Source organism: Pseudorhodoferax aquiterrae (assembly GCF_014652235.1).
Lineage (GTDB): Bacteria > Pseudomonadota > Gammaproteobacteria > Burkholderiales > Burkholderiaceae_C > Pseudorhodoferax > Pseudorhodoferax aquiterrae.
The window spans coordinates 125,125-148,348 of record NZ_BMYK01000003.1 but is presented as its reverse complement, the minus strand read 5'-3'; the positions used below and the strand labels follow the sequence as shown (position 1 = coordinate 148,348).

Genomic DNA, 23,224 nt, shown 5'->3' with positions numbered 1-23,224 from the left:
AATCCGGCGATGCACACGACCACGCGCGACGAATTGCTGCAGGCCTGCGATGCGCTGCTGCAGCCAGCCCGGTTCAAGGACTATGGGCCGAACGGCCTGCAGGTGGAAGGCAAGGCGCAGGTCCGCCGGCTCGTCAGCGGCGTCACGGCCAGCCGGGCGCTGATCGAGGCAGCCATTGCCGACGGCGCCGATGCCATCTTCGTGCACCACGGCCTGTTCTGGCGCGGCCAGAGCGGCACCGTCACGGGCTGGATGAAGCAGCGTCTGGCGCTGCTGCTCGCGCACGACATCAGCCTGCTGGCCTACCACTTGCCGCTGGACGCGCATCCCGAGCTGGGCAACAACGCGCAGCTGGGCCGCGTTCTTGACCTGCCGCTCGAACCGCAACGCTTCGGCGAGCAGGACCTGGGCCTCATGGGGCAGGGCGCGTTTGCCGACGCACAGGCGCTGGCCCTGCACGTGGAGCAGCGGCTGGGCCGCCGCGTGACGCTGGTCGACCCCGGGCACGCGCGGCCGCTGCGCCGCATCGCCTGGTGCACGGGCGGCGCGCAGTCGTACTTCGAGGCCGCCATCGCTGCGGGCGCCGACGCCTTCATCACGGGTGAGATCTCCGAGCCGCAGGCGCACCTGGCGCGCGAATGCGGCGTGGCCTTTCTGGCCTGCGGCCACCACGCGAGCGAGCGCTACGGCGCGCCTGCCGTGGCAGCCCATGTCGCGGCCCAGCTGGGCATCGCGCACCGCTTCATCGAGATCGAGAACCCGGCCTGATGCCTGCGCTGCCGATCGCCATCAGCATGGGCGATGCCGCCGGCATCGGCCCCGAGATCATCGCCAAGGCCTTCCAGGCCGAGCCTGCGCTGCTGCAGGGCTGCTTCGTCGTGGGCGACGTGGCGCTGATGCGGCGCGCGTGCGCGCTGCTGGCGGGCGTTGCGCCGGCACTGGCGCCCATCGCCACGCCTGCGCAGGCTTGGCAGGCGCCGCCGCGTTGCATCCCGGTGCTGCAGCCAGGGCCCGACACGCCGGCCATGGCCTACGGCGCGGTCAGTGCGGCAGCCGGCCGCCTGGCCGCCGACTGCGTGGCATGGGGCGCACGTGCCGCCCTGCGAGGCGAGGTGGCGGCGTTGGTGACCGCGCCCGTGCACAAGGAAGCGCTGGCCGCCGCGGGCGTGCCGTATCCGGGCCACACGGAACTGCTGCAGGCCGAGGCTGCGGCCCATGCCGGCCGGCCCGTGGCCGAGATGCCCGTGCGCATGATGCTGGCCAACCCGGAGCTGCGCACGGTGCTGGTGAGCATCCATGTGGCGCTGCGCGCCGCGCTGGACGCCGTGACCTTCGACAACGTGTTGCAGACCCTGCGCATCACGCACGCTGCGTTGCAATCCGTGCTGGGGCGCGCGCCGCGCATCGGCGTGGCGGGATTGAACCCGCATGCAGGCGAGGGCGGGCTGTTCGGCCGCGAGGAAATCGACACCATCGCGCCGGCCATGGCGGCCGCGCGGGCCGAGGGCATCGACGCCCAGGGCCCCTACGCGCCCGACACCGTCTTCATGCGGGCGCGCAACGGTGCCTTCGACGTGGTGGTGGCGATGTACCACGACCAGGGCCTGATCCCCGTGAAGTACCTGGGCGTGGAGCAGGGCGTCAACGTGACCCTGGGCCTGCCGCTGGTGCGCACCAGCCCGGACCACGGCACGGCCTTCGACATCGCCGGCACGGGCCAGGCCGATGCGCGCAGCCTCGTCGAGGCCTTGCGCATGGCGCGCCAGCTGGCGCGCGTCTGAAGCGGCTTACTTCTTCAAGCTGTCGCGGATCTCGCGCAGCAGCACGATGTCCTCGGGCGTGACCGGGGCGGCCGGTGCGGGTGCCGGTTCGGAGCGCTTCAGGCGATTGATCTGCTTGACCATCATGAAGATGATGAAGGCCAGGATGATGAAGTTCACCGCGATGGTGATGAAGTTGCCATAGGCCAGCACCGGCACGCCGGCCTTGCGCAGTGCGTCCAGCGTGTTCGGAACCCCGGGCGGCACGGTGCCCAGCACCACGAAGAGGTTGGAGAAATCCAGCTTGCCGAAGACCAGGCCCACGACCGGCATGATGAGGTCGGCGACGACCGAATCGACGATCTTGCCGAAGGCCCCGCCGATGATCACGCCCACGGCCAGATCGATCACGTTGCCCTTGACCGCAAACTCCTTGAACTCCTGAACCATCCCCATGGCAGTCCTCGCTTTGCTGAGTGAAAAACCGGGGCATTCTCGCTGCAACTGCGTGTCGCTCAGGGCGCACAGCGGCCATCGGCGCGCCTTGAGAGCGAATAACCCCGTCCGCTACAATCTTTTGTTGACTCCAATAAGAGACTATTGAGGAACCCCATGAGTGACATTCCAGTCGACCGTAGCAAACGGACATGGCTCATCGCCTCCGGTTGCGCGGGGGCGGTAGGTGGTGTGGCAACCGCAGTTCCGTTCGTGAGCACCTTCCAGCCGTCGGAGCGCGCCAAGGCGGCGGGTGCCGCGGTCGAGGTCGACATCTCGGCGCTCAAGCCGGGCGAGAAGGTCACCGTGGAGTGGCGGGGCAAGCCCGTCTGGATCATCAAGCGCACGCCCGAGCAACTCGCCGAACTGCCCAAGCTCGACAGCCAGCTGGCCGACCCGAAGTCGCTGCGCAAGCCATCGGAACTGACGCCCGAATACGCACGCAACGAAGGCCGCTCGATCAAGCCCGACGTGCTGGTCGTGGTCGGCATCTGCACCCATCTGGGCTGCTCGCCGGTCGACAAGTTCACGCGCGGCCCGCAACCCTCCCTGCCCGACAACTGGGAGGGCGGTTTCCTGTGCCCCTGCCATGGCTCGACCTTCGATCTGGCCGGCCGCGTCTTCGCCAACAAGCCGGCGCCCGACAACCTTGAAGTGCCGCCGCACATGTACCTGTCCGATACGCGGCTGCTGATCGGCGAAGACAAGAAGGCTTGAGGGGACACAGGCAATGGCTGAATTCAAAGAAATCTCCCCCAATGCGCCGATGAGCGCGCAGCTGACGAACTGGCTGGAGAACCGGTTCCCGACCGCCTTCGACGCGTACCGCGTCCACATGTCGGACTACTACGCGCCGAAGAACTTCAACTTCTGGTACATCTTCGGCTCGCTGGCGCTGCTGGTGCTCGTGATCCAGATCGTCACGGGCATCTTCCTCGTGATGCACTACAAGCCCGATGCGAACCTCGCGTTCGCCTCGGTCGAGTACATCATGCGCGACGTGCCCTGGGGCTGGCTGATCCGCTACATGCACTCCACGGGCGCCTCGGCCTTCTTCGTGGTGGTCTACCTGCACATGTTCCGCGGCCTGCTGTATGGCTCCTACCGCAAGCCGCGCGAGCTGGTCTGGATCTTCGGCTGCGCGATCTTCCTGTGCCTGATGGCCGAAGCCTTCATGGGCTACCTGCTGCCCTGGGGCCAGATGTCCTACTGGGGCGCCCAGGTGATCGTGAACCTGTTCGCCGCGATCCCCTTCATCGGCCCCGACCTGGCGCTGCTGATCCGCGGCGACTACGTGGTGGGCGATGCCACGCTGAACCGCTTCTTTAGCTTCCACGTGATCGCCGTGCCGCTGGTGCTGCTGGGCCTGGTCGTCGCGCACCTGCTGGCGCTGCACGACGTGGGCTCCAACAACCCCGACGGCATCGAGATCAAGGCCACCAAGGACGCCAAGGGCAAGCCGCTGGACGGCATTCCCTTCCACCCGTACTACACCGTGCACGACATCTTCGGCGTGTGCGTGTTCCTGATGGTGTTCTCGGCGGTGATCTTCTTCGCCCCCGAGTTCGGCGGCTACTTCCTCGAGTACAACAACTTCATCCCGGCCGACCCGCTGAAGACGCCTGCGCACATCGCGCCGGTCTGGTACTTCACGCCGTTCTACTCGATGCTGCGCGCCATCACGAGCGAGATGATGTATGTGCTGATCGCCTGCGTGGTGCTCGGTGCCGGCCTCATGGTCGTCAAGCTGCGCCTGCCCAGCTTCGTCAAGGCCTTCATCGTGGCGGCGGCCGTCGTGGCTGTGGTGCTGATGCTCAACATCGACGCCAAGTTCTGGGGCGTGGTCGTCATGGGCGGTGCCGTCATCATCCTGTTCTTCCTGCCCTGGCTGGACCACAGCCCGGTCAAGTCGATCCGCTACCGCCCCGACTGGCACAAGTACGTGTATGGCGTGTTCGTCATCAACTTCATCGTGCTGGCCTACCTGGGCGTGCAGGCACCGTCGCCGATCGGCGAGCGCGTGTCGCAGGTCGGCACCCTGTTCTATTTCGGCTTCTTCCTGCTGATGCCCTGGTGGAGCCGCCTGGGCGAGCCCAAGCCGGTGCCCGCGCGCGTGACCTTCAACCCGCACTGAGCCACGGAACAGACGAAGACCATGAAAAAGAATCTCCACGGTTTCATCGCTGGCCTGCTGCTGTCGCTGGGCCTGGCCGCCGGCAGCGTGCACGCGGCCGAAGGCGGCATCGCCTGGGACAAGGCGCCCGTCAAGACCAACGACATGGCATCGCTGCAAAACGGTGCCAAGCTGTTCGTCAACTACTGCCTGAACTGCCACTCGGCCGCGTTCATGCGCTTCAACCGGCTCAAGGACATCGGCCTGACCGAGCAGCAGATCAAGGACAACCTGCTGTTCACGACCGACAAGGTCGGCGAGACCATGAAGTCCGCGATCGACCCGCGCCAGGCCAAGGAATGGTTCGGCGCCAACCCGCCCGACCTCACGCTGATGACGCGCTCGCGTTCCGGCCACGGCGGCACGGGGGCCGACTACCTCTACACCTACCTGCGCACCTACTACCGCGACGACACCAAGGCCACGGGCTGGAACAACCTGGCCTTCCCCAGCGTGGGCATGCCGCATGTGCTGTGGGAACTGCAGGGCGAGCGCAAGCCCGTCTTCGAGGAAATCCAGAGCCATGGCCATGCCACTGCCGTGTTCAAAGGATGGGAGCAAGTGAAGCCGGGCACAATGACGCCCCTGCAATACGATCAGGCCGTCGGCGATCTGGTCAGCTTCATGGCCTGGATGGCCGAACCCGCACAGAACACGCGCGTGCGCGTGGGGGTGTGGGTGCTGCTGTTCCTCGCGGTCTTCTCGGTCATCACCTGGCGTCTGAACGCAGCGTTCTGGAAAGACGTCAAGTAAGCAGTCCATGCCCGGCAGCAGCAGGCTGCGGGCGTGATCAGAGTGGGTGCGGCTGCCGCACCCACTCTTTTTGGTTTTTTAGGAGTCTTCTCTCATGATGGTCTTGTACTCGGGAACGACCTGCCCCTTCTCCCACCGTTGCCGCTTCGTCTTGTTCGAAAAGGGCATGGATTTCGAGATCCGCGACGTCGATCTCTACAACAAGCCCGAAGACATCAGCGTCATGAACCCGTACGGCCAGGTGCCCATCCTGGTCGAGCGCGACCTGATCCTGTACGAATCGAACATCATCAACGAGTACATCGACGAGCGCTTCCCGCATCCGCAGCTGATGCCCGGCGACCCGGTCGACCGCGCCCGCGTGCGCCTGTTCCTGCTCAACTTCGAGAAGGAACTGTTCGTGCACGTGAGCCTGCTCGAGAACCGTGCCTCCAAGGGCAACGAGAAGGCGCTGGAGAAGGCCCGCGCCCACATCCGCGACCGCCTGACGCAACTGGCCCCGGTGTTCCTCAAGAACAAGTACATGCTGGGCGAGAACTTCTCGATGCTGGACGTGGCCATCGCGCCGCTGCTGTGGCGCCTGGACTTCTACGGCATCGACCTCAGCAAGAACGCGGCGCCGCTGCTCAAGTACGCCGAGCGCATCTTCTCGCGCCCGGCCTACATCGAAGCGCTGACGCCGTCCGAAAAGGTCATGCGCAAGTAAGCACGGGAGTCTGGACCGGATGAACGCGCTCGACGCCACTTCCACCCGCCCGTACCTGATCCGGGCGCTCTACGAATGGTGCACCGACAACGGCTTCACGCCGTACATCGCGGTGCTGGTGGACGAGACGGTGCAGGTGCCGCGCGAATACGTGAAGGACGGTGAGATCGTGCTGAACGTGAGCTTCGACGCCACCAGCGCACTCAAGCTCGGCAACGACTTCATCGAGTTCAAGGCGCGCTTCGCGGGCACGGCCCGCGAGATCCTCGTGCCCATCGGCCGCGTGATCGCGATCTACGCCCGCGAAAACGGGCAAGGCATGGCCTTCCCCTCGCCGGTGGCCGCTGCTGCGTCCGAGGCGGCGCCGGCCCCTGCCGGCGCTCCCTTGCCGGCCGAGGTGGCCGAGGACCCGGCAGCGCCCAAGGTGCTGCAACTCGCGCCCGTCGACTCCGCCGAGGAAGGCAGCGAGCCCGAGCCGCCCAAGCCCGGTGGTGGCGCGCCGCGCCCGGCGCTCAAGCGCGTCAAGTGACCGCGTAGAATCGCCGCTGGTTTTTGCCGATTTAGCTCAGTTGGTAGAGCACCCGCCTTGTAAGCGGACGGTCGTCAGTTCGATTCCGACAATCGGCACCACTGGACAGTCTCCGGACGTCCCCCAACCCGCATGCCCGCATGGCATGGCGGGTTTTTTCTTGGCTTGGGGCTTCCGATCCCCTCCAGACACCGGACACATCCGCTGTAATCACCCCATGGCATCCATCGGTTCAAGAGTGAAGTGGGCCCGCGAACTGCGCGGGCTCACACCGGCCGCGCTGGCCAAGTCCGCATGCGTGTTGACCAGTTCGATCACGGAGCTCGAAGCCGGCGTGCGCGACCGACCGCGCGACCTCACGACCCTGGCCGTGGCCCTCGGTGTGCGTCCGGCCTGGCTCGAGACCGGCGAGGGCGATTGGAAGAACATTTCGCCGCGCGGTGGGTCGGCGGACCACGCAGAGCGGGCGGGAGACGGTTCTGTGCGCGCGTCCGCGGCAACGGGGCTGGGCCATGCCATCGCAGAGCTCGGCACGGCGCTGTCCGCGCTGAGCCCGCTGGCCCGGTCCGGCATCGCACCTTTGCTCGCCCAGCTCGCCGACAATCCCGCGCTCGCTGCGCAGGTGGCGCAGTTGGCAGAAGCCCTTGCACAGGCCGATCGCTCCGGGCCTGGCGACGCCGGCGTGCCGGCACCTTGATGCTGCAACGCGGCTTCGTCCTACAGCCGCATGCGCCTGTGCGTCGCCGAACCGTCACACGGCTCCCATACCATCTCATCCGTTGGCGCTAGCGCCCCTGTCCACTAGGAAGTGTGGGCTGATGGAGATCAGGCTTCTCTCGCCCCACCCGAGCGCATCGGGGAGAACTCCCCAGAGGGTCGTAAACGTGAACCGCGCAAGAGTCCACGGCCAATTCCAAAGCCCGCCGCCGCGCGGGCTTTTTCATGTCTGCGAGACGCATCCTCGACCGGTGCAAGGCGCGCGCATTGGCGCAAAGCAACAGACCCTGATCGCCTGCACGCGGATCGCATGGAGCGCCGCTATGCTGTGGCATCCGTCCAAGGAGGTTTCGTTGCCCGCTGAATCGCAGAGCCGAATCCCGCGCCTGACGCTGTTCCAGCGCAGGTTGTGCAAGCAACTCGGCATGCCGCCGCTGCAGGTGGCGCGCCTGACCCGGACGGACGTGCGAATACCGACGCGACCCAGCTGAAGCCTCCGCGCGCCCGGTGCCGCCGGTCAGCGGGCCGTTTCCGCGCGCGCGTCTTCACCCTCGAAAGTCACCCGCAGCAACACCCTGGGGCGGTGGTGCTCCAGCGGGGCATGGGCGCTGTGCACCCAGGCCTTGACCACGCGCAGGCGTCCGGTGTCCATCTTGTGGGCCCAGTGCTGCTCGCCGTCGTGCTCGACGAATCCGATGTGCGCCCAGGTCTTCCACAGGCCCCAGAAGCGCGGACAGCGCAGCCAGACGCCGATGGCTTCCGGATGTTTGCTCGCGGCTTCACGGCGGAGTTGCACCTCCGCCCCCTGGCGTGCGAAGGCCTTGATCAGGTCGGACCGCCCTCCAAGAGCGGTGCCTGCAACGACTGCCGAATAGGTCCTGCGGGGCATGTGGTCTCCCGGCACAGAATTTAGCGAGCCGGTGGTGGCATGCGCCGGCGGTCGGTGCAACGGTGCGTTTCAAGCGTCACATCTGTGTACGCGGCGTGCGGGGGGGCGTTCGTCGCTTGTACGGGCAGGCCGCGCCGTGCTGCGCTGGGCCTTGTCCTACGCACGGGTTCGGGATCGGGCGATGGCGGCGGCGGCACGCCAGCGGCAATCTGTGGGCCTCGCCCTTGTCTCTCCCTTCCTGGGCGGCGCTTCGCAGCCGCCGGTCGATCTCCATGTCCCATGCCTGGCAGTTCTTTCGGGCTGGCGGCGTCGATCAGGTCCTGATCGCCCGCGGCGCCGACCTTCTCCACCTGCGTGAACTCGACCAGAAGCTCTGGGTCGCGCTGGCCTGTCCCACGCGTGGCCTGCACTTCGATGCGCGCACGCTCGACCTCATCGACACTGACAACGATGGCCGCATCCGCGCACCCGAGCTGATCGACGCCTGCGAATGGGCCTGCGCCCGCCTGCGCGATCCCGAGCGCCTGCTGCACGGTGGCGAACGGCTCGCGCTCGCGGATCTGGCCGCGAGCGAGGAGGGGCAGGCGCTGGCCGCCGAGGCGCGGCGCACGCTGGAGTTGCATGGCCAGGCGGATGCCGCCGACATCGGCCTGGCCGAGTTGGCGGAGCGCCAGAAGCACCTGGCCGGCGAGCGCTTCAACGGCGACGGCATCGTCGTGCCGGCCACGGCCGAGGACGACCAGGCGCTGCGCGCGCTCATCGAGCAGATCGTCGCGACCCAGGGCGGCGTGGCCGACGCGGGTGGCACGCCCGGTGTGGACGAGGCGCGCGTCAAGGCCTTCTTCACGGAGGCCGAGGCCTTGTTCGCATGGCATGCCGAGGGCGAGCGCGATTGCGGCACGCTGCGTGCGGCGGCGCAGGCCGTCGAGGCGGTGTACGCCAAGGTCGAGGATTTCTTCGCGCGCTGCCGGCTGGCCAGCTACGACCCGCAGGCCGCCGTCGCGCTGAGCGCGCCCACGCCCGAGCAGCTGCGCAGCCATGCGCTGCAGCCCCTGGCGGTGGACGCAGAACCGCTGGCCCAGATGCCGCTGGCCCCTGTGGCGGCCGGCCGGGCGCTGCCCTTGGACGCGCTGGCCCACCCCGCCTGGCAAGCGGCCCTGCGCACGCTGCGCGACACCGCCGTGCTGCCCTTGCTCGGCCCGCAGGCAGGCGATGCGCTGGACGAGGCCGGCTGGCAGCGTCTGAAAACGCATGTCGCGCCCTGCCGCGCCTGGCTGCTGCGGCGCCCGCCGGGCGCGGTGGCCGCCTTGGGCAGCGAGAAGCTGCGCGCGCTGGTGGGCGAAACGCCGGCGCAGGCCCAGGCGCGCGTGCTCGACCTGATCGCACAGGACCGGGCCGCCGGCGGCCAGCAGGCCCGCGTGAACGCGCTGGAGAAGTTGCTGCGGCTGCAGCGCGACCTGCTGGTGCTGGTGCGCAACTTCGTCTCCTTCGAGTCCTTCTACCACCGCGAGGGCGCCGTGTTCCAGGCGGGCCGGCTGTTCCTGGACGGGCGCAGCTGCGAGCTCACGGTGCAGGTGGCCGACGCGGCCAAGCACGCGGTGGTGGCCGGGTTGGCCAAGACCTACCTCGCCTACTGCGAATGCCAGCGCGGCAAGGAGAAGATGACGATCGCCGCCGCCTTCACGGCGGGCGACGTGGACTTCCTGTTCGTGGGCCGCAACGGCCTGTTCTACGACCGCGAGGGGCGCGACTGGGACGCCCGCATCGTCAAGGTCATCGAGAACCCGATCAGCATCGGCCAGGCCTTTCTGTCGCCGTACAAGAAGTTCCTGCGCATGGTCGAGGAGCAGGTCGCCAAGCGCGCCGCTGCCGGCGATGCGCTGCAGCAGAAAAGCCTGGGCAACCTGGCGGGCCAGCTCGCCACGGCGGACAAGGCCGCGCCGACGGCCGCCGTGCCGGGTGCTGCCGCAGCCGCCGGCATGCGCGGTCGCTTCGACGTCGGCACCGTGGCGGCCCTGGGCGTGGCGCTGGGCAGCATCAGCGCGGTCATGGTGGGCCTGTTCACCAAGTTCATCGACCTGGGCTGGTGGATCCCGATGGGTGTGCTGGGCATCGTGCTGTCGATCTCCGGTCCCAGCATGCTGATCGCCTGGCTCAAGCTGCGCCAGCGCAGCCTGGGCCCCATCCTGGACGCCAGCGGCTGGGCCATCAATGGCCGCATGCGGCTCAACGTGCGGCTGGGTGCCTCGCTGTCGCAGACGGCGCAGTTGCCGCCCGGCACGCGCCGGCTGCGTGATCCGTTCGCGCCGCGCAGCGCCACGCCCTGGCTGGCCGTGCTGCTCGTGCTGGTGCTCGGCGTGGCGGCCTGGCGCTGGGGGGTGTTCGCCGCGTGGCTGCCGGCGGGCTGAATGCGTCAGCTGCGCCGTTCGTCGCCCGTGTGCCAGGCCGGCAAGGTCCACCCCGTCCACAGCGCCACCGCGCGCAGCAGCACGGCCGTGCTGGCGCCGGCCACCATGCCGAGCCAGTCGTCCATGGCCAGGCGGTGGCCCAGCACCACCACCCAGGCGCCAATGAAGGCGCAGACGGCGTAGGGCTGGTGGTCGCTGAAGGCGCGCGGGATCTCGTTGCAGACGATGTCGCGCAGCACGCCGCCGAACACCGCCGTCATCGTGCCCATCAGCACGGCGACCACGGCCGGCATATCGGCCTGCAGCGCGATCTGCGTGCCGCTGGCCGCGAACAGGCCCAGGCCAAAAGCATCAGGCCATTGCATGGCGCGCTCGGTGGCCGCGAAGTGGCGGGTGCGCAGGAACAGCATGGCCGCCACGCACAGTGCCAGCAGCGCCCAGAGCCAGCCCGCATGCTCGACCCAGAAGAAGGGCCGGCGGTCGAGCAGCACGTCGCGCAGCGTGCCGCCACCGAAGGCCGCCAGGCCCGAGACGATGCACACGCCCACGGCGTCCAGCCGCTTGCGCGCCGCCGCCAGCAGGCCCGAGGCCGCGAAAGCGAGCGTGGCGGCGGCCTCGATCACGATCTGCGCGTTCGACAGCGTCAGCACCTGGGCCAGCGGAAGGGCTTGCATGGCCGCGGATGGTAGCGAGCCGGATGCGCATTTGTCCGACACCGCGCGCAGGGCCGGCGGCGCAGCATGGGGCCATGACACATCCAGCCATGCAACTCCTGGTGGAGGAGCCCGTGCCGGGCGCCTTCGTGTGGACCCTCGCCGAGACCGATGCCCGCGGCCGCCCGACCAAGGTGGCGCGCCGTGCACCGGAGCCCAGCGAAAGCTACGAGGCCGCGCTGGCCGCGGGCACGCACGCGCTGAACGTGCTGATGCGCGCCCAGCCGGCGCCCGCACCGGCCTGAAACGGCGCGGCGCGGGCCGCTGTCCGCGGGCGGGGCGCTGGCACGATCTGCAACCCTTGTGGCTGCAATTGCACGGCCGCAGCGGGTACCCTCGGGGTCTCTTCCTGGAGACAAGACCCCCATGCCCGTTCTGGAGACCAAGCTCAACGTCCGCTCCGCGGAGTTCCAGGCCAATGCCGAGGTGCTGCGCGCCGCCGTCGCAGACCTGAACGCCAAGCTGGCGCAAACGGCAGAGGGCGGTGGCCCGGCCGCGCGCGCCAAGCACCAGTCGCGCGGCAAGCTGCTGCCGCGCGAGCGCGTGCAGATGCTGCTGGACCCCGGCACGCCCTTCCTCGAACTTTCGCCGCTGGCCGCGCTGGCCATGTACCCCGACCGCGACGGCAGCGACAGCGCGCCGTGTGCCGGCATCATTTGTGGCATCGGCCGCGTCAGCGGCGTGGACTGCGTGATCGTGTGCAACGACGCCACGGTCAAGGGCGGCACCTACTACCCGATGACGGTCAAGAAGCACCTGCGCGCGCAGGAGATCGCGCAGCAGAACCAGCTGCCCTGCATCTACCTCGTCGATTCGGGCGGCGCCAACCTGCCCAACCAGGACGACGTGTTCCCCGACCGCGAGCACTTCGGCCGCATCTTCTACAACCAGGCCAACATGAGCGCCCAGGGCATCGCCCAGGTCGCCGTGGTGATGGGCTCGTGCACGGCCGGCGGCGCCTACGTGCCGGCCATGAGCGACGAGTCCATCATCGTCAAGGAGCAGGGCACCATCTTCCTGGCCGGCCCGCCCTTGGTGAAGGCGGCCACGGGCGAGGTGGTCTCGGCCGAAGACCTGGGCGGCGGCGACGTGCACACGCGCCTGTCGGGCGTGGCCGACCACCTGGCCCAGGACGACGCCCATGCGCTGGCACTGGCGCGCCAGGCCGTGGCCCACCTGAACCGCAGCAAGGCGCCGCGGCTGGCGCAGATGGCGCTGCAGGAAAGCCGCCCGCCGCGCTTTGCGGCCGAGGAGCTGTACGGCGTGATCCCGGCGGACACGCGCAAGCCCTACGACGTGCGCGAGGTCATCGCGCGCATCGTGGACGACAGCGCCTTCGCCGAATTCAAGGCGCGCTACGGCACCACGCTGGTCTGCGGCTTCGCCCACATCGAGGGCATGCCCGTGGGCATCGTCGCCAACCAGGGCGTGCTGTTCTCCGAGGCCGCGCAGAAGGGCGCGCACTTCATCGAGCTGTGCGGCCAGCGCAAGATCCCGCTGGTGTTCCTGCAGAACATCACGGGCTTCATGGTCGGCAAGAAGTACGAGAACGAGGGCATCGCGCGCCACGGCGCCAAGATGGTCACGGCCGTGGCCACCGTCAACGTGCCCAAGTTCACGGTGGTCATCGGTGGCAGCTTCGGTGCCGGCAACTACGGCATGTGCGGCCGCGCCTATTCGCCGCGCTTCCTGTGGATGTGGCCCAACGCGCGCATCAGCGTGATGGGCGGCGAGCAGGCCGCCAGCGTGCTGGCCACCGTCAAGCGCGACGGCATCGAGGCCAAGGGTGGGCAGTGGAGCGCCGAGGAAGAGGCGGCCTTCAAGGCGCCGATTCGCGCCCAGTACGAGCACCAGGGCCACCCCTACTACGCCACGGCCCGGCTTTGGGACGACGGCGTGATCGACCCGGCCGACACGCGCCGCGTGCTGGCGCTGGGTCTGTCGGCCGCGCTCAACGCGCCCATCCCCGAGCCGAAGTTCGGCGTGTTCCGCATGTAAGGAGGCCCGCCATGGCCATGCTCACCACCCAGGTCCAGAACCACGTTGCCACCGTCACGCTGACGCGCGGCGACGTGCGCAACGCCTTCAACGACGAACTCATCGCCGAACTCACACAGGCCTTCACGGAACTCGGCGCGCGCGCCGACGTGCGCTGCATCGTGCTGGCGGCCGAGGGCAAGTCCTTCTGCGCCGGTGCCGACCTGAACTGGATGCGCCGCATGGCCGACTACACGCGCCCCGAGAACCTGGCGGATGCCGGCAAGCTGGCCGAGATGCTGCGCGTGCTGTACGCCTGCCCCAAGCCCACCATCGCACGCGTGCAGGGCGACGCCTACGCGGGCGGCACGGGCCTGGTGGCGGCGTGCGACATCGCGGTCTCGGCCGACACGGCGGGCTACTGCCTGTCGGAGGTCAAGCTGGGCCTGATCCCGGCCACCATCAGCCCGTACGTCATCCGCGCCATGGGGCCGCGTGCCGCCCACCGCTACTTCCTGACGGCCGAGCGCTTCGACGCGGCCGAGGCGCTGCGCATCGGCTTCGTGCACGCCGTGGTGCCGGCCGAGGCGCTGGACGCCAAGGTGGCCGAACTCGCACAGGCGCTCGTCAACGCCGGCCCCGAGGCCGTCAAGGCCTGCAAGAAGCTCGTGCAGGACGTGGCCGGCAAGGACATCGATGCCGGCCTGATCGCGGCCACGGTGGAAGGCATTGCCGACATCCGCGCCAGCGCCGAGGGGCGCGAGGGTGTGCAGTCCTTCCTGAACAAGCGCGCGCCGGCCTGGCTGCCGGCGCGCTGAGCGAGCATGGACCTGCTGGCCTCCTGGTGGAACGCACTGGCCGCCTGGCTGGGCATGGCCGCGGGCCAGGCCGGCAGCGCCGCGCAGGCGGGTGCCAGCGGGCTGGACATGGCACAGCTGCTGGCCCTGGCCGGCGTGCTGGGCTGGGCCAGCGGCATCCGGCTCTACGCCGTGGTGTTCCTGGTCGGCATGTCGGGCTGGCTGGGCTGGTTGCCGCTGCCCGCAGGCCTGCAGGTGCTGCAGCACCCGGCCATGCTGGCGGCCAGCGGCTTCATGCTGTTCGTGGAGTTCTTCGCCGACAAGATCCCGGGGCTGGATTCGCTGTGGGATCTGCTGCACTCCGTGGTCCGCATCCCGGCCGGCGCGGCGCTGGCGGCCGGCGTGTTCGGTGCCGACAGCGGCACCATGGCGGCCGTGGCCGGCCTGCTGGGCGGCTCGCTGGCGGCCACGGCATTCGCCACCAAGGCCACCACGCGGGCCGCGGCCAACACCTCGCCCGAACCCTTCTCCAACCTGGGCCTGAGCCTGCTGGAAGACGGCCTGGTGGTGGCGGCCGTGTGGCTTGCCACCCACCATCCCGTCGCCTTCGGCATCTGCCTGCTGCTCGTGCTCGTGCTGAGCGTGCTGCTGCTGGTCGTGCTGTTCAAGTTCCTGCGCCTGCTGGCGCGCAAGCTGGCCTCCCTCTTTACGAGCACCGCATCCCAAGGACGCTGAGACATGTTCCAAAAAATCCTGATCGCCAACCGTGGAGAGATTGCCTGCCGTGTCGCGGCCACGGCGCGCCGCATGGGCGTGCAGACCGTTGCCGTCTATTCCGACGCGGACGCCCATGCCCAGCATGTGCAGGCCTGCGACGAGGCGGTGCACATCGGCGGCAGCGCGCCCAAGGACAGCTACCTGCGCTGGGAGCGCATCCTCGAGGCCGCCAAGGCCACGGGTGCGCAGGCCGTCCACCCGGGCTACGGTTTCCTGAGCGAGAACGAGGAGTTCGCCCAGGCCTGCGCCGCCGCCGGCCTGGTCTTCATCGGCCCGCCCGCCTCGGCGATCCAGGCCATGGGCCTGAAGGCCGAGTCCAAGCAGCTGATGGAGAAGGCCGGCGTGCCGCTGGTGCCGGGCTACCACGGTGCCGACCAGGATGCGGCGCTGCTGGCGCGCGAGGCCGAGCGCATCGGCTACCCGGTGCTGATCAAGGCCAGCGCGGGTGGCGGCGGCAAGGGCATGCGCGCGGTCGACAAGGCGGACGACTTCGCGGCTGCGCTGGCCTCGTGCAAGCGCGAGGCCATCAACAGCTTCGGCGACGACGCCGTGCTGGTCGAGAAGTACGTGCAGCGCCCGCGCCACATCGAGATCCAGGTGTTCGGCGACACCCAGGGCAACGTGGTCTACCTGTTCGAGCGCGACTGCTCGGTGCAGCGCCGCCACCAGAAGGTGCTGGAGGAGGCGCCCGCGCCCGGCATGCCGCCCGCCATGCGCCAGCAGATGGGCGAGGCCGCCGTGGCCGCGGCGCGTGCCGTCGGCTATGTGGGCGCCGGCACGGTGGAGTTCATCGTCGAGCAGCGGCCCGACGGCACGATGAACTTCTTCTTCATGGAGATGAACACGCGGCTGCAGGTGGAGCACCCGGTCACCGAGGCCATCACGGGCCTGGACCTCGTGGAGTGGCAACTGCGCGTGGCCAGCGGCGAGCCGCTGCCGCTGCGCCAGGACCAGCTGACCATCCAAGGCCATGCGATCGAGGCGCGCATCTGTGCCGAGAACCCCGACAAGCAGTTCCTGCCCGCGACCGGCACGCTGCACGCCTACCAGCTGCCCGACTGCGTGCGCTTCGAGCGCGGTCCCGTGCGCGTGGATTCGGGCGTGCGCGAGGGCGATGCGATCTCGCCGTTCTACGACTCCATGATCGCCAAGCTCATCGTGCACGGCGCCACGCGCGAACAGGCGCTGGCGCGGCTGGACCAGGCGCTGGCCGCCATGCGCGTGGTGGGCGTGCAGAACAACGTGCAGTTCCTGCGCCATGTGCTGGCCAGCCGCTCCTTCGCCCAGGCCGACCTGGACACCGCGCTGATCCAGCGCGAGAGCGCCGTGCTGTTCCACCAGGAGCCGCTGGGCCGCGACCTGGCCGTGGCCGGCGCCGTGGCGCAGCTGCTGCAGGCCGAGCAGGCGGCCGCTGCACCGGCGGCTGGCACCTGGGCCGATCCCTGGAGCCGGCGCGACGGCTGGCGGGCCTACACGCCGATGCTGCGGCGCATCGACTACGTCTTCCGTGGCGAGGAGGGCGCGGTCGAACTGCGCGTGCTGCACGACGGCGCGCTGCAGCTGCGCGTGGGCGAGACCACGGGCGTGCTGGCCTTCGGCAGGCGCGCCGATGGCCGCATCGACCTGCAGTTCGCCGGCCAGCGCCTGGTGCTGGGCAGCGTGCGCCAGGGCGAGACCGTGCACCTGTTCGCACCGCAGGGCGCCACCCAGGTGCTGCTCCCTGACGCGCTGGCCCATGCCGGCGAACACCAGTCCGAAGGCGGCCGGCTCACGGCGCCGATGCCGGGCAAGGTCGTCTCGTTCTCGGTCAAGGCCGGCGACAAGGTCGCCAAGGGCCAGGCGCTTGCGGTGATGGAGGCCATGAAGATGGAGCACACCATCGCCGCGCCGGCCGACGGCACCGTGGCCGAACTGCTCTACGCGCCGGGCGACCAGGTGGCCGAGGGCGCGGAGCTGCTCAAGCTGGCGGCGTAGTTAGCATCGGACCTTTTCGCCAGGAAAGGTCCGATCCCGATGCGCATCACCGTCTGCCTCCCCGAGAAGCCCGAGCCCTGGGTCCAGGGCCTGCAACAGGCGCTGCCCGAGGCCGAGGTCCTGGCCTGGGAGCCGGGCCAGCCGGCAGCCGACTACGCCGTGGTCTGGGCGCCGCCGCAGTCCTTCATCGACGCGCAGCCGAAGCTGCAGGCGCTGTTCAACATCGGCGCAGGCGTGGACGCGCTCATGCAGCTGCGCATCCCCGCGAGCACGCGCATCGTGCGGCTGGACGATGCCGGCATGTCGGTGCAGATGGCCGAGTACGTCTGCCATGCGCTGATCCGGCATTTCCGCGAGTTCGACGTCTACGAGGCCGAGGCGCGCGCCGGCCGCTGGGTCTACCGCAAGCCGCGTGAGCGGGCCGACTTCCCGGTCGGCATCCTGGGCCTCGGGGTGCTGGGCGAGCGCGTGGCCAGGGCCGTGGCGCAGTTCGAGTTTCCGGTGCTGGGCTGGAGCCGTTCGCGCAAGGAGATCGAGGGCGTGCGCACCTTCGCGGGCGAGGCCCGGCTGGGTGACTTCCTGGTCGGCACGCGCGTGCTGGTCAACCTGCTGCCGCTGACCGACGCCACACGCGGCATCCTGAACAAGACCACGCTGTCGGCGCTGCAGCCGGGCGGCTACCTCATCAACATCGCGCGCGGCGGCCATCTGGTCGAAGACGACCTGATCCCCTTGCTCGACAGCGGCAAGCTGGCGGGCGCCACGCTGGACGTGTTCGAAACCGAGCCGCTGCCGGCCGCCCATCCGTTCTGGCAGCACCCCAAGATCAGCATCACGCCGCACGGCTCGGCGCGCACGCTGCGGCGCGAGTCGATCGCGCAGATCGCCGGCAAGATCATGGCGCTGGCGCGTGGCGAGGCCGTGGCCGGCGTGGTGGATCCGGAGCGCGGCTACTGAGCGTCAGAGCAGCCTGGCCAGCCCGCCAGGCTGCTGGTGCAAGGCGGTGCTGAGGGCCGCGTCGTCGCGGCCGAAACTGAAATCGGCGAAGTCGAAGCCCGGCCCCACGGTCGCGCCCACATAGGCGAAGGCACCGAGCGGCTCGGCCGCCTGCCACCAGTGCGCAGGCACCACGTGGCGCGGCGCGTGGCCGGCGTCGTCCACGGGCGCGAGGTCCACGTGCGTGAGGCGCGACAGGTCCGGCGGCAGCAGCCACAGCCGCAGCGGCCCGCCTTCGAGCAGGTGCCAGGCTTCGTCGGAGGCCACGCGGTGCCAGGCCGAGAACTGGCCGCGCTCGAGCAGGAAGTCGATGCTGGTCAGTGCACTGCGGGACGGGCGGGCGTCGCCGGGCTGTACGCTCGCGGCCGAACGGAACCACTCGCGGAAGTCGCCACCTTCGGGGTGGGGCTGCAGGCCGAGGACTGCCCGCAACGTGGCAACGCGGCCACCTGGAGGGTGTGGATGCTTCATTTGATGCATCATGGCATCTTTTCAGATGCGAGGCATGGCATGCGCACGACGGTGACCATCGACGACGAGCTCTACGCACAGGCCTTGGAGGTCGCCGATCCCGAGATGGACAAGGCCGATCTGTTCCGTGAGGCCATGCGCACCTTCGTGCGCGTGCAGGCCGCCAAGCGTCTGGCGGCGCTGGGCGGGCAGGCGCCGCAGATGGAGCAGCCGCCCCGGCGCCGCGGTGAACCCGCCACGCCATGACGGTGCTGGTCGATACCTCGGTCTGGGTCGCCCATTTCCGCGAGCGCCATGCCGCCTTGGTCGAACTGCTCGAAGCGGATCGGGTGTTGATGCATCCCATGGTTCTGCTCGAGCTCGCCTGCGGCACGCCGCCCGCGCCGCGTGCCCGCACGCTGGCTGCGTTGGGGCAACTGCGGCCGGCCGCGCTGAGCAGCACGGCGGAGGTCATGGCTTTCGTGGAACGCGAGAGGCTGTACGGCCTGGGATGCGGGCTGGTCGACATCACGCTGCTGGCCTCCACGCTGATCACGCCCGGTGCCCGGCTGTGGACGCTGGACAAGCGCCTGGCCGGTCTGGCGCAGCGCTTCGGTATCGCGCACGCCGTGCCCGTGCACTGAGGGCGCGCCCACCCCGGCGTGGCACGATCCGATACCCGCTTGGCCGACCAGGTGCCGCGCGATGCGCTAGGCTTGCGGGCTCGCCCGCAGCAACCCCAAGAGACAACCATGACGCTCCCCACCCGCGTGAAGATCATCGACGTCGGCCCGCGCGACGGCCTGCAGAACGAGAAGCAGCCGGTGCCGGCCGAGGCCAAGATCGGCCTCGTGCAGGGCCTGCAGGAGGCCGGTTTGCGCGAGATCGAGGTGACGAGCTTCGTGAGCCCCAAGTGGGTGCCGCAGATGGCCGACAACGCGCAGGTCATGCACGGCATCCGGCGCCAGGACGGCGTGCGCTACTCGGTGCTGACGCCCAACCTCAAGGGCTTCGAGGCGGCCATCGCCGCACCGCGCGAAGAGTGGCCCGACGAGATCGTGGTCTTCGGCGCGGCCAGCGAGGCCTTCAGCCAGAAGAACATCAACTGCTCGATCGCCGAGAGCATCGAGCGTTTCGCGCCCGTGGTCGACGCTGCGCTGGCGCGCGGCATCGCCGTGCGCGGCGCCATGTCGTGCACGGTGGGCTGCCCCTACGAGGGCGAGATCGCGCCCGAGAAGGTGGGCTACCTGGCGGGGCTCATGAAGGGCATCGGCGTGCAGCGCGTGGACGTGGCCGACACCATCGGCGTGGGCACGCCGCTCAAGGTGCGGCGTGCCATCGAGGCGACGCTGGCGCACTATGGCATCGACGCCATCTCGGGCCACTTCCACGACACCTATGGCCAGGCCCTGTCGAACACGCTGGCCAGCCTGGAGATGGGGGTCTGGAACTTCCAGTCCTCCGTGGCCGGCCTGGGCGGCTGCCCCTATGCCAAGGGCGCCACCGGCAACGTGGCGACCGAGGACGTGGTCTACCTGCTGCACGGCATGGGCATCGACACCGGCATCGATCTCGACAAGCTCATCGACGCCGGCGTCTACATCAGCGAGGTGCTGGGCCGCGAGCCGCATTCGCGCGTGTCCAAGGCCATCCGCACCAAGCGTTGCGGCTGAACGGAGAGCAGAAGATGGAATGGCATGTCTGGCTGGCCTACTTCCTGGCGGCCTGGGTCATCGCGCTGTCGCCGGGCTCGGGCGCGGTGTTGAGCATGAGCCACGGGCTCTCGTACGGCGTGCGCAGCACCACGGCCACCATCGTCGGCCTGCAGATCGGGCTGGCCGTGGTGCTGCTCGTCGCCGGGGCCGGCATCGGTGCCGTGCTGATGGCCTCGGCCGTGGCGTTCACGGTGGTCAAGGTGCTGGGCGCGGGCTACCTGCTGTGGCTGGGCTGGCGCCAGTGGCGCGCGCCCGTGCATGGCGATGCGCACACCGGCATGGTGGTGGGCGAGGCGGCGCTGTCGGTGCGCCAGCGCGTGCTGCGCGGTGCGCTGACCAACATGACCAACCCCAAGGGCATCGTGTTCATGGTGGCCGTGCTGCCGCAGTTCATCGATCCGGCGCGGCCGCTGTGGCTGCAGTTGCTGGTGCTGCTGGCCACCACGGTGGCGGTGGACATGGTGGTCATGCACGGCTACGCCTGGCTGGCCTCGCGTCTGCAGCGCCTGTTGCGCAGCGCACGGGCGCGCAGCGCGCAGAACCGCGTGTTCGGCGGCGTGCTGATGGCCATGGGGGCCAGCCTGTTCCTGGTCAAGCGTGTTTCGAACTGAGGAAGCAAAGTGTGTGGAGCTGAATTGACGGCACTGCCCGAGGGCGTGCAGCGCGTGGCGCGCGCATTGCAGGACAAGGCGCACCCGCATGCGCCGCGCATGCTGGACGATGCCGCGCGCACGGCCCAGCAGGCCGCCGATGCGCTGGGCGTCGCGGTGGGGCAGATCGCCAAGAGCATCATCTTCCGGCGCAAGAGCGACGACGCGGCCGTGCTGGTCGTGACCTCGGGCGACCGCCGTGTCGACGAGAAGAAGGTCGATGCACTGGTCGGCAAGACCGGCCGCGCCGATGCCGAGTTCGTCAAGAGCCGGACCGGCTTTTCCATCGGCGGCGTGGCGCCGCTCGCGCACACCACGCCGCCGGTCACGCTGATCGACCGCGAGCTGTTCCGCTTCGAGGAGATCTGGGCCGCGGCCGGGCACCCGCACGGCGTGTTCAAGCTGCGGCCGCAAGACCTCGAAGCACTGACCGGCGCGCCCGTGGCCGACGTGGTGCAAACGCCGTGACACCCGCCCAGGCCCTGCTGCGGCGCGGCCCGCGCATGCTGGCCGCGGCCGGCGAGGTGGGTTCGCCCTGCGTCTCGGTCTGTCGCATGGGGGCCGATGGCCTGTGCGAGGGCTGCCTGCGCAAGCTGGAGGAGATCGCCGGCTGGTCGCGCATGGACGATGCGGGGCGCCGCGCCGTGTGGCGGCTGGTGTTGGAGCGCGCAAGCGAGGCTGTGGCATGACAAGGCCCCCACGCTCATCGCTTCGCGTATCGCTGCCCCCCGAGGGGGCGCATCTGCGCCTTCGGGCGGCAGGGCGGCGCAGATGAAGCAGATCGACTTCTACCTGGACTTCCTGTCCCCATACGCCTACATCGCGTTCGAAACCCTGCCGGTGGCGCTGCAGGGCCTGAGCTACCAGGTGCAGTACAGGCCCGTGCTGCTGGGCGCGGTGCTGCGCGCGCACGGTCTGCGCGGCCCGGCCGAGATCCCGGCCAAGCGCGCATTCATCTACCGCCAGGTGCTGTGGCTGGCGCACCAGCATGGCGTGCCCATGGACCTGCCGGCCGAGCACCCGTTCCCGCCGCTGCCGCTGCTGCGGCTGGCGCTGGCCTGCGGCGCCGGCCCGCAGCCCAACCGCTACGTCTGCGAGACCGTGTTCCGCCATGTCTGGCGCGGCGGCGCCGATGCCAGTGCGCCCGAGCGCCTGCAGCGCTTGGCGGCCGAGCTGGCGCCGGTGCGCGATCCGGCCGGCGAGGCCGTCAAGGCGCAGCTGCGCGCCAACACGGAGGCGGCCACGGCGGCCGGCGTGTTCGGTGTGCCTGCACTGGTGGTGGACGGCCGCGTGTTCTGGGGCCTGGATGCGCTGCCCATGCTGCGCGCCTACCTCGAAGGCGATGCCTGGTTCGCGACCAGCGTCTGGGACGACGCGCCCCGGCGGCCCTCGGCGCTCGACCGCCTGCCTTAGTCCGGTCGCCCGGCGCGGGCAGAATCGCGCCACGATGCTGCCCTCGACCGCGCTCCACCAGCACCCCGACCGGGCCCTGCTGCACAACGAAGTCCATGCCCGGCCGCCCGAGGCCCTGGCGGCGCCGCTGGCCATCGCCCACGTGGTCATGCTGGCCGATGCCGCGGGCCGGGCCGCGAGCCGCGCGCACCTGGCGGCGCTGCTGCGCGACCACCACCAGCCGCTGCCCGACGAGCACACCACGCACCTGCGCGCGAGCCTGGGACCGTTGCGCCTGCGCTGGGAGCTGCACACCGAGTTCGTGACCTGGACCTTCATGTTGCCCATGACGGCACCGCCGGCGGCCGAGCGCGTGGCCGACAGCGCCACCGCCGAGGTGCCGCAGGACTGGCTGGCCGCGCTGCCGGGCCAGTGCCTGTCGCACCTGAATCTGTGGGTGCTGTCCGCGCGCGACGGCGAAATCGAGGCCTTGGCGCGCCACTGGCTGCACGAGGACCCGCAGGTCGGCTCCAGCGTGGCAGGCGGGCTGGCTGAGGTCTACACCGACTTCACGATCCATGCCGACGGCAGCTCGCGCATGCTGCTGCGCGTGGGCGGCCTGTCCACGCGCCGCCTGGGCCGGCTCGTGCAGCGGCTTCTGGAGATCGAGACCTACCGCATGGTCGCCATGCTGGGCCTGCCCGCCGCGCGCCGCGCCAGCGCCGTGCTGGCCAGCGCCGAGGGCGAACTGGCGGCCCTGGCCGAGGCCATCCGCAGCGCCGACCGCGACGCCGAGCCGGCGCTGCTGGACCGGCTCACAAGGCTGGCCGGCCAGGTCGAGAGCCAGCATGCGGCCACGCATTCGCGCTTCTCGGCCAGCAGCGCGTACTTCGAACTCATGGACAGCCGCATCGCAGACATCGCCGAAGTGCGCCGCGCCGGCCTGCAGACCATCGCCGAATTCATGGACCGGCGGCTGACGCCCGCGCGCAAGACCTGCGAGTGGGCGGCGCGCCGGCAGGACGCGCTGTCGCAGCGCGTCTCGCGCATCAGCAACCTGCTGCGCACACGCGTGGAGATCGAGCAGCAGCAGAGCAGCCAGGCCCTGCTGGCGACTATGAACAAGCGGCAGGATCTGCAGCTCAAGCTGCAGTCCACGGTCGAAGGCCTGTCGGTGGCGGCCATCACCTACTACATCGTCGGCCTGGTCAGCTACCTGGCCAAGGGGGCGCAGAAACTGGGCTGGCCCTGGTCGGCGGAGAGCACGGCGGCGCTCGCGATTCCGCTGGTCGCCGGCTCGGTCTGGTGGTCGCTGCGCCAACTGCACCGCCGCATGTTCAGCCATTGAGGTCG

Annotated in this window: 28 protein-coding genes and 1 tRNA gene; 25 read left to right on the top strand and 4 right to left on the bottom strand. The window is 69.7% G+C overall.

Annotation, left to right across the window (positions count from 1 at the left end; translation table 11 throughout):
- The first annotated feature begins 9 nt into the window (after positions 1-9).
- Both IE209_RS05990 and pdxA read left to right on the top strand, forming a co-directional pair.
- On the top strand, positions 10-768 hold the full coding sequence (locus tag IE209_RS05990; RefSeq protein WP_189686056.1) for a Nif3-like dinuclear metal center hexameric protein: 759 nt from the start codon (positions 10-12) through the stop codon (positions 766-768).
- Positions 768-1,781 (top strand): 4-hydroxythreonine-4-phosphate dehydrogenase PdxA, encoded by a 1,014-nt coding sequence (gene pdxA, locus IE209_RS05985; protein ID WP_189686055.1) that lies wholly within the window; start codon positions 768-770, stop codon positions 1,779-1,781. Before IE209_RS05990 ends, pdxA begins: the two co-directional genes overlap by 1 nt.
- A gap of 6 nt (positions 1,782-1,787) precedes the next feature.
- On the opposite strand, the gene mscL is transcribed toward pdxA, so the two are convergent.
- Positions 1,788-2,216: a large conductance mechanosensitive channel protein MscL gene (gene mscL / locus IE209_RS05980; protein ID WP_189686054.1), complete on the bottom strand. Its 429-nt coding sequence runs from the start codon at positions 2,214-2,216 to the stop codon at positions 1,788-1,790.
- 156 nt (positions 2,217-2,372) lie between these two features.
- Here mscL and petA point away from each other — a divergent pair, with 156 nt between their 5' ends.
- From petA to IE209_RS05940, 8 genes are all read left to right on the top strand, one after another.
- Entirely contained in the window at positions 2,373-2,972 is a 600-nt protein-coding gene (petA, locus tag IE209_RS05975; protein ID WP_189686053.1) for a ubiquinol-cytochrome c reductase iron-sulfur subunit, read from the top strand.
- 13 nt (positions 2,973-2,985) lie between these two features.
- Positions 2,986-4,389 (top strand): cytochrome b, encoded by a 1,404-nt coding sequence (locus tag IE209_RS05970; RefSeq protein WP_189686052.1) that lies wholly within the window; start codon positions 2,986-2,988, stop codon positions 4,387-4,389.
- A gap of 21 nt (positions 4,390-4,410) precedes the next feature.
- Complete coding sequence (locus IE209_RS05965) at positions 4,411-5,181, top strand: cytochrome c1 (protein WP_189686051.1); 771 nt, start codon at positions 4,411-4,413, stop codon at positions 5,179-5,181.
- A 94-nt stretch (positions 5,182-5,275) separates the two neighbouring features.
- A complete protein-coding gene (locus IE209_RS05960) occupies positions 5,276-5,887 on the top strand; it encodes a glutathione S-transferase N-terminal domain-containing protein (RefSeq protein WP_056672295.1) in 612 nt (203 codons plus the stop codon).
- A 19-nt stretch (positions 5,888-5,906) separates the two neighbouring features.
- Positions 5,907-6,416: a ClpXP protease specificity-enhancing factor gene (locus IE209_RS05955; protein WP_189686050.1), complete on the top strand. Its 510-nt coding sequence runs from the start codon at positions 5,907-5,909 to the stop codon at positions 6,414-6,416.
- Between the two features lie 25 nt (positions 6,417-6,441).
- Positions 6,442-6,517 (top strand) — tRNA-Thr (locus tag IE209_RS05950).
- Positions 6,518-6,633: 116 nt separating this feature from the next.
- Positions 6,634-7,113 carry a helix-turn-helix domain-containing protein gene (locus IE209_RS05945; RefSeq protein WP_189686049.1) on the top strand — a complete coding sequence of 160 codons (480 nt, stop codon included), beginning with the start codon at positions 6,634-6,636 and terminating at the stop codon, positions 7,111-7,113.
- 187 nt (positions 7,114-7,300) lie between these two features.
- Positions 7,301-7,624: a hypothetical protein gene (locus tag IE209_RS05940; RefSeq protein ID WP_189686048.1), complete on the top strand. Its 324-nt coding sequence runs from the start codon at positions 7,301-7,303 to the stop codon at positions 7,622-7,624.
- A gap of 26 nt (positions 7,625-7,650) precedes the next feature.
- Here IE209_RS05940 and IE209_RS05935 read toward each other — a convergent pair whose 3' ends face one another.
- Positions 7,651-8,022, bottom strand: coding sequence for a hypothetical protein (locus tag IE209_RS05935; RefSeq protein ID WP_189686047.1), 372 nt, complete (start codon positions 8,020-8,022; stop codon positions 7,651-7,653).
- Between the two features lie 272 nt (positions 8,023-8,294).
- Between IE209_RS05935 and IE209_RS05930 the strand changes: the two genes are divergently transcribed.
- Positions 8,295-10,430: a hypothetical protein gene (locus IE209_RS05930; protein WP_189686046.1), complete on the top strand. Its 2,136-nt coding sequence runs from the start codon at positions 8,295-8,297 to the stop codon at positions 10,428-10,430.
- Positions 10,431-10,435: 5 nt separating this feature from the next.
- Here the strand turns inward: IE209_RS05930 and IE209_RS05925 are convergent, their stop codons facing one another.
- Entirely contained in the window at positions 10,436-11,104 is a 669-nt protein-coding gene (locus tag IE209_RS05925; protein WP_189686045.1) for a trimeric intracellular cation channel family protein, read from the bottom strand.
- Positions 11,105-11,193: 89 nt separating this feature from the next.
- Between IE209_RS05925 and IE209_RS05920 the strand changes: the two genes are divergently transcribed.
- The 6 genes from IE209_RS05920 to IE209_RS05895 all read left to right on the top strand — a co-directional run bounded on the left by IE209_RS05920 (position 11,194) and on the right by IE209_RS05895 (position 17,625).
- Positions 11,194-11,388, top strand: a complete 195-nt coding sequence (locus IE209_RS05920) for a hypothetical protein (RefSeq protein ID WP_229882708.1) — start codon at positions 11,194-11,196, stop codon at positions 11,386-11,388.
- Positions 11,389-11,509: 121 nt separating this feature from the next.
- On the top strand, positions 11,510-13,141 hold the full coding sequence (locus IE209_RS05915) for a carboxyl transferase domain-containing protein (RefSeq protein WP_189686043.1): 1,632 nt from the start codon (positions 11,510-11,512) through the stop codon (positions 13,139-13,141).
- A gap of 11 nt (positions 13,142-13,152) precedes the next feature.
- Positions 13,153-13,938, top strand: coding sequence for an enoyl-CoA hydratase/isomerase family protein (locus tag IE209_RS05910; RefSeq protein WP_189686042.1), 786 nt, complete (start codon positions 13,153-13,155; stop codon positions 13,936-13,938).
- Between the two features lie 6 nt (positions 13,939-13,944).
- Positions 13,945-14,652, top strand: a complete 708-nt coding sequence (locus tag IE209_RS05905) for a DUF4126 domain-containing protein (RefSeq protein ID WP_189686041.1) — start codon at positions 13,945-13,947, stop codon at positions 14,650-14,652.
- Positions 14,653-14,655: 3 nt separating this feature from the next.
- On the top strand, positions 14,656-16,668 hold the full coding sequence (locus tag IE209_RS05900; RefSeq protein WP_189686040.1) for an acetyl/propionyl/methylcrotonyl-CoA carboxylase subunit alpha: 2,013 nt from the start codon (positions 14,656-14,658) through the stop codon (positions 16,666-16,668).
- A 39-nt stretch (positions 16,669-16,707) separates the two neighbouring features.
- Positions 16,708-17,625 (top strand): 2-hydroxyacid dehydrogenase, encoded by a 918-nt coding sequence (locus IE209_RS05895; RefSeq protein ID WP_189686039.1) that lies wholly within the window; start codon positions 16,708-16,710, stop codon positions 17,623-17,625.
- A gap of 3 nt (positions 17,626-17,628) precedes the next feature.
- Here the strand turns inward: IE209_RS05895 and IE209_RS05890 are convergent, their stop codons facing one another.
- Positions 17,629-18,135 (bottom strand): cupin domain-containing protein, encoded by a 507-nt coding sequence (locus IE209_RS05890; protein ID WP_189686038.1) that lies wholly within the window; start codon positions 18,133-18,135, stop codon positions 17,629-17,631.
- A gap of 39 nt (positions 18,136-18,174) precedes the next feature.
- Between IE209_RS05890 and IE209_RS05885 the strand changes: the two genes are divergently transcribed.
- The 8 genes from IE209_RS05885 to IE209_RS05850 all read left to right on the top strand — a co-directional run bounded on the left by IE209_RS05885 (position 18,175) and on the right by IE209_RS05850 (position 23,219).
- Positions 18,175-18,381, top strand: a complete 207-nt coding sequence (locus tag IE209_RS05885; protein WP_189686037.1) for a type II toxin-antitoxin system VapB family antitoxin — start codon at positions 18,175-18,177, stop codon at positions 18,379-18,381.
- Positions 18,378-18,758, top strand: a complete 381-nt coding sequence (locus IE209_RS05880; protein ID WP_189686036.1) for a type II toxin-antitoxin system VapC family toxin — start codon at positions 18,378-18,380, stop codon at positions 18,756-18,758. The genes IE209_RS05885 and IE209_RS05880 overlap by 4 nt, the downstream gene beginning before the upstream one ends.
- A 108-nt stretch (positions 18,759-18,866) precedes the next feature.
- On the top strand, positions 18,867-19,787 hold the full coding sequence (locus IE209_RS05875) for a hydroxymethylglutaryl-CoA lyase (protein WP_189686035.1): 921 nt from the start codon (positions 18,867-18,869) through the stop codon (positions 19,785-19,787).
- Positions 19,788-19,801: 14 nt separating this feature from the next.
- Positions 19,802-20,440 carry a homoserine/homoserine lactone efflux protein gene (gene rhtB / locus IE209_RS05870; RefSeq protein WP_189686034.1) on the top strand — a complete coding sequence of 213 codons (639 nt, stop codon included), beginning with the start codon at positions 19,802-19,804 and terminating at the stop codon, positions 20,438-20,440.
- Positions 20,441-20,449: 9 nt separating this feature from the next.
- Positions 20,450-20,947, top strand: a complete 498-nt coding sequence (locus IE209_RS05865; RefSeq protein ID WP_189686033.1) for a YbaK/EbsC family protein — start codon at positions 20,450-20,452, stop codon at positions 20,945-20,947.
- Positions 20,944-21,168 (top strand): DUF1289 domain-containing protein, encoded by a 225-nt coding sequence (locus IE209_RS05860; protein WP_373305290.1) that lies wholly within the window; start codon positions 20,944-20,946, stop codon positions 21,166-21,168. Before IE209_RS05865 ends, IE209_RS05860 begins: the two co-directional genes overlap by 4 nt.
- Before the next feature lie 82 nt (positions 21,169-21,250).
- On the top strand, positions 21,251-21,892 hold the full coding sequence (locus IE209_RS05855; RefSeq protein WP_189686032.1) for a 2-hydroxychromene-2-carboxylate isomerase: 642 nt from the start codon (positions 21,251-21,253) through the stop codon (positions 21,890-21,892).
- Positions 21,893-21,926: 34 nt separating this feature from the next.
- A complete protein-coding gene (locus IE209_RS05850; protein WP_189686031.1) occupies positions 21,927-23,219 on the top strand; it encodes a DUF3422 family protein in 1,293 nt (430 codons plus the stop codon).
- The last annotated feature ends 5 nt before the right edge of the window (positions 23,220-23,224 follow it).

What these genes read in the sequence shown, in the direction of transcription:
- IE209_RS05900 (WP_189686040.1), top strand. Translation starts at nt 14,656, where the DNA reads ATGTTCCAAAAAATCCTGATCGCCAACCGTGGAGAGATTGCCTGCCGT.
- IE209_RS05850 (WP_189686031.1), top strand. Translation starts at nt 21,927, where the DNA reads ATGCTGCCCTCGACCGCGCTCCACCAGCACCCCGACCGGGCCCTGCTG.
- IE209_RS05935 (WP_189686047.1), bottom strand. Translation starts at nt 8,022, where the DNA reads ATGCCCCGCAGGACCTATTCGGCAGTCGTTGCAGGCACCGCTCTTGGA.
- petA (WP_189686053.1), top strand. Translation starts at nt 2,373, where the DNA reads ATGAGTGACATTCCAGTCGACCGTAGCAAACGGACATGGCTCATCGCC.
- mscL (WP_189686054.1), bottom strand. Translation starts at nt 2,216, where the DNA reads ATGGGGATGGTTCAGGAGTTCAAGGAGTTTGCGGTCAAGGGCAACGTG.
- IE209_RS05920 (WP_229882708.1), top strand. Translation starts at nt 11,194, where the DNA reads ATGCAACTCCTGGTGGAGGAGCCCGTGCCGGGCGCCTTCGTGTGGACC.
- IE209_RS05945 (WP_189686049.1), top strand. Translation starts at nt 6,634, where the DNA reads ATGGCATCCATCGGTTCAAGAGTGAAGTGGGCCCGCGAACTGCGCGGG.
- IE209_RS05890 (WP_189686038.1), bottom strand. Translation starts at nt 18,135, where the DNA reads ATGAAGCATCCACACCCTCCAGGTGGCCGCGTTGCCACGTTGCGGGCA.
- IE209_RS05955 (WP_189686050.1), top strand. Translation starts at nt 5,907, where the DNA reads ATGAACGCGCTCGACGCCACTTCCACCCGCCCGTACCTGATCCGGGCG.
- IE209_RS05875 (WP_189686035.1), top strand. Translation starts at nt 18,867, where the DNA reads ATGACGCTCCCCACCCGCGTGAAGATCATCGACGTCGGCCCGCGCGAC.
- IE209_RS05885 (WP_189686037.1), top strand. Translation starts at nt 18,175, where the DNA reads ATGCGCACGACGGTGACCATCGACGACGAGCTCTACGCACAGGCCTTG.
- IE209_RS05880 (WP_189686036.1), top strand. Translation starts at nt 18,378, where the DNA reads ATGACGGTGCTGGTCGATACCTCGGTCTGGGTCGCCCATTTCCGCGAG.
- IE209_RS05895 (WP_189686039.1), top strand. Translation starts at nt 16,708, where the DNA reads ATGCGCATCACCGTCTGCCTCCCCGAGAAGCCCGAGCCCTGGGTCCAG.
- pdxA (WP_189686055.1), top strand. Translation starts at nt 768, where the DNA reads ATGCCTGCGCTGCCGATCGCCATCAGCATGGGCGATGCCGCCGGCATC.
- IE209_RS05930 (WP_189686046.1), top strand. Translation starts at nt 8,295, where the DNA reads ATGTCCCATGCCTGGCAGTTCTTTCGGGCTGGCGGCGTCGATCAGGTC.
- IE209_RS05915 (WP_189686043.1), top strand. Translation starts at nt 11,510, where the DNA reads ATGCCCGTTCTGGAGACCAAGCTCAACGTCCGCTCCGCGGAGTTCCAG.
- IE209_RS05960 (WP_056672295.1), top strand. Translation starts at nt 5,276, where the DNA reads ATGATGGTCTTGTACTCGGGAACGACCTGCCCCTTCTCCCACCGTTGC.
- IE209_RS05970 (WP_189686052.1), top strand. Translation starts at nt 2,986, where the DNA reads ATGGCTGAATTCAAAGAAATCTCCCCCAATGCGCCGATGAGCGCGCAG.
- rhtB (WP_189686034.1), top strand. Translation starts at nt 19,802, where the DNA reads ATGGAATGGCATGTCTGGCTGGCCTACTTCCTGGCGGCCTGGGTCATC.
- IE209_RS05965 (WP_189686051.1), top strand. Translation starts at nt 4,411, where the DNA reads ATGAAAAAGAATCTCCACGGTTTCATCGCTGGCCTGCTGCTGTCGCTG.
- IE209_RS05910 (WP_189686042.1), top strand. Translation starts at nt 13,153, where the DNA reads ATGGCCATGCTCACCACCCAGGTCCAGAACCACGTTGCCACCGTCACG.
- IE209_RS05925 (WP_189686045.1), bottom strand. Translation starts at nt 11,104, where the DNA reads ATGCAAGCCCTTCCGCTGGCCCAGGTGCTGACGCTGTCGAACGCGCAG.
- IE209_RS05855 (WP_189686032.1), top strand. Translation starts at nt 21,251, where the DNA reads ATGAAGCAGATCGACTTCTACCTGGACTTCCTGTCCCCATACGCCTAC.
- IE209_RS05990 (WP_189686056.1), top strand. Translation starts at nt 10, where the DNA reads ATGCACACGACCACGCGCGACGAATTGCTGCAGGCCTGCGATGCGCTG.
- IE209_RS05905 (WP_189686041.1), top strand. Translation starts at nt 13,945, where the DNA reads ATGGACCTGCTGGCCTCCTGGTGGAACGCACTGGCCGCCTGGCTGGGC.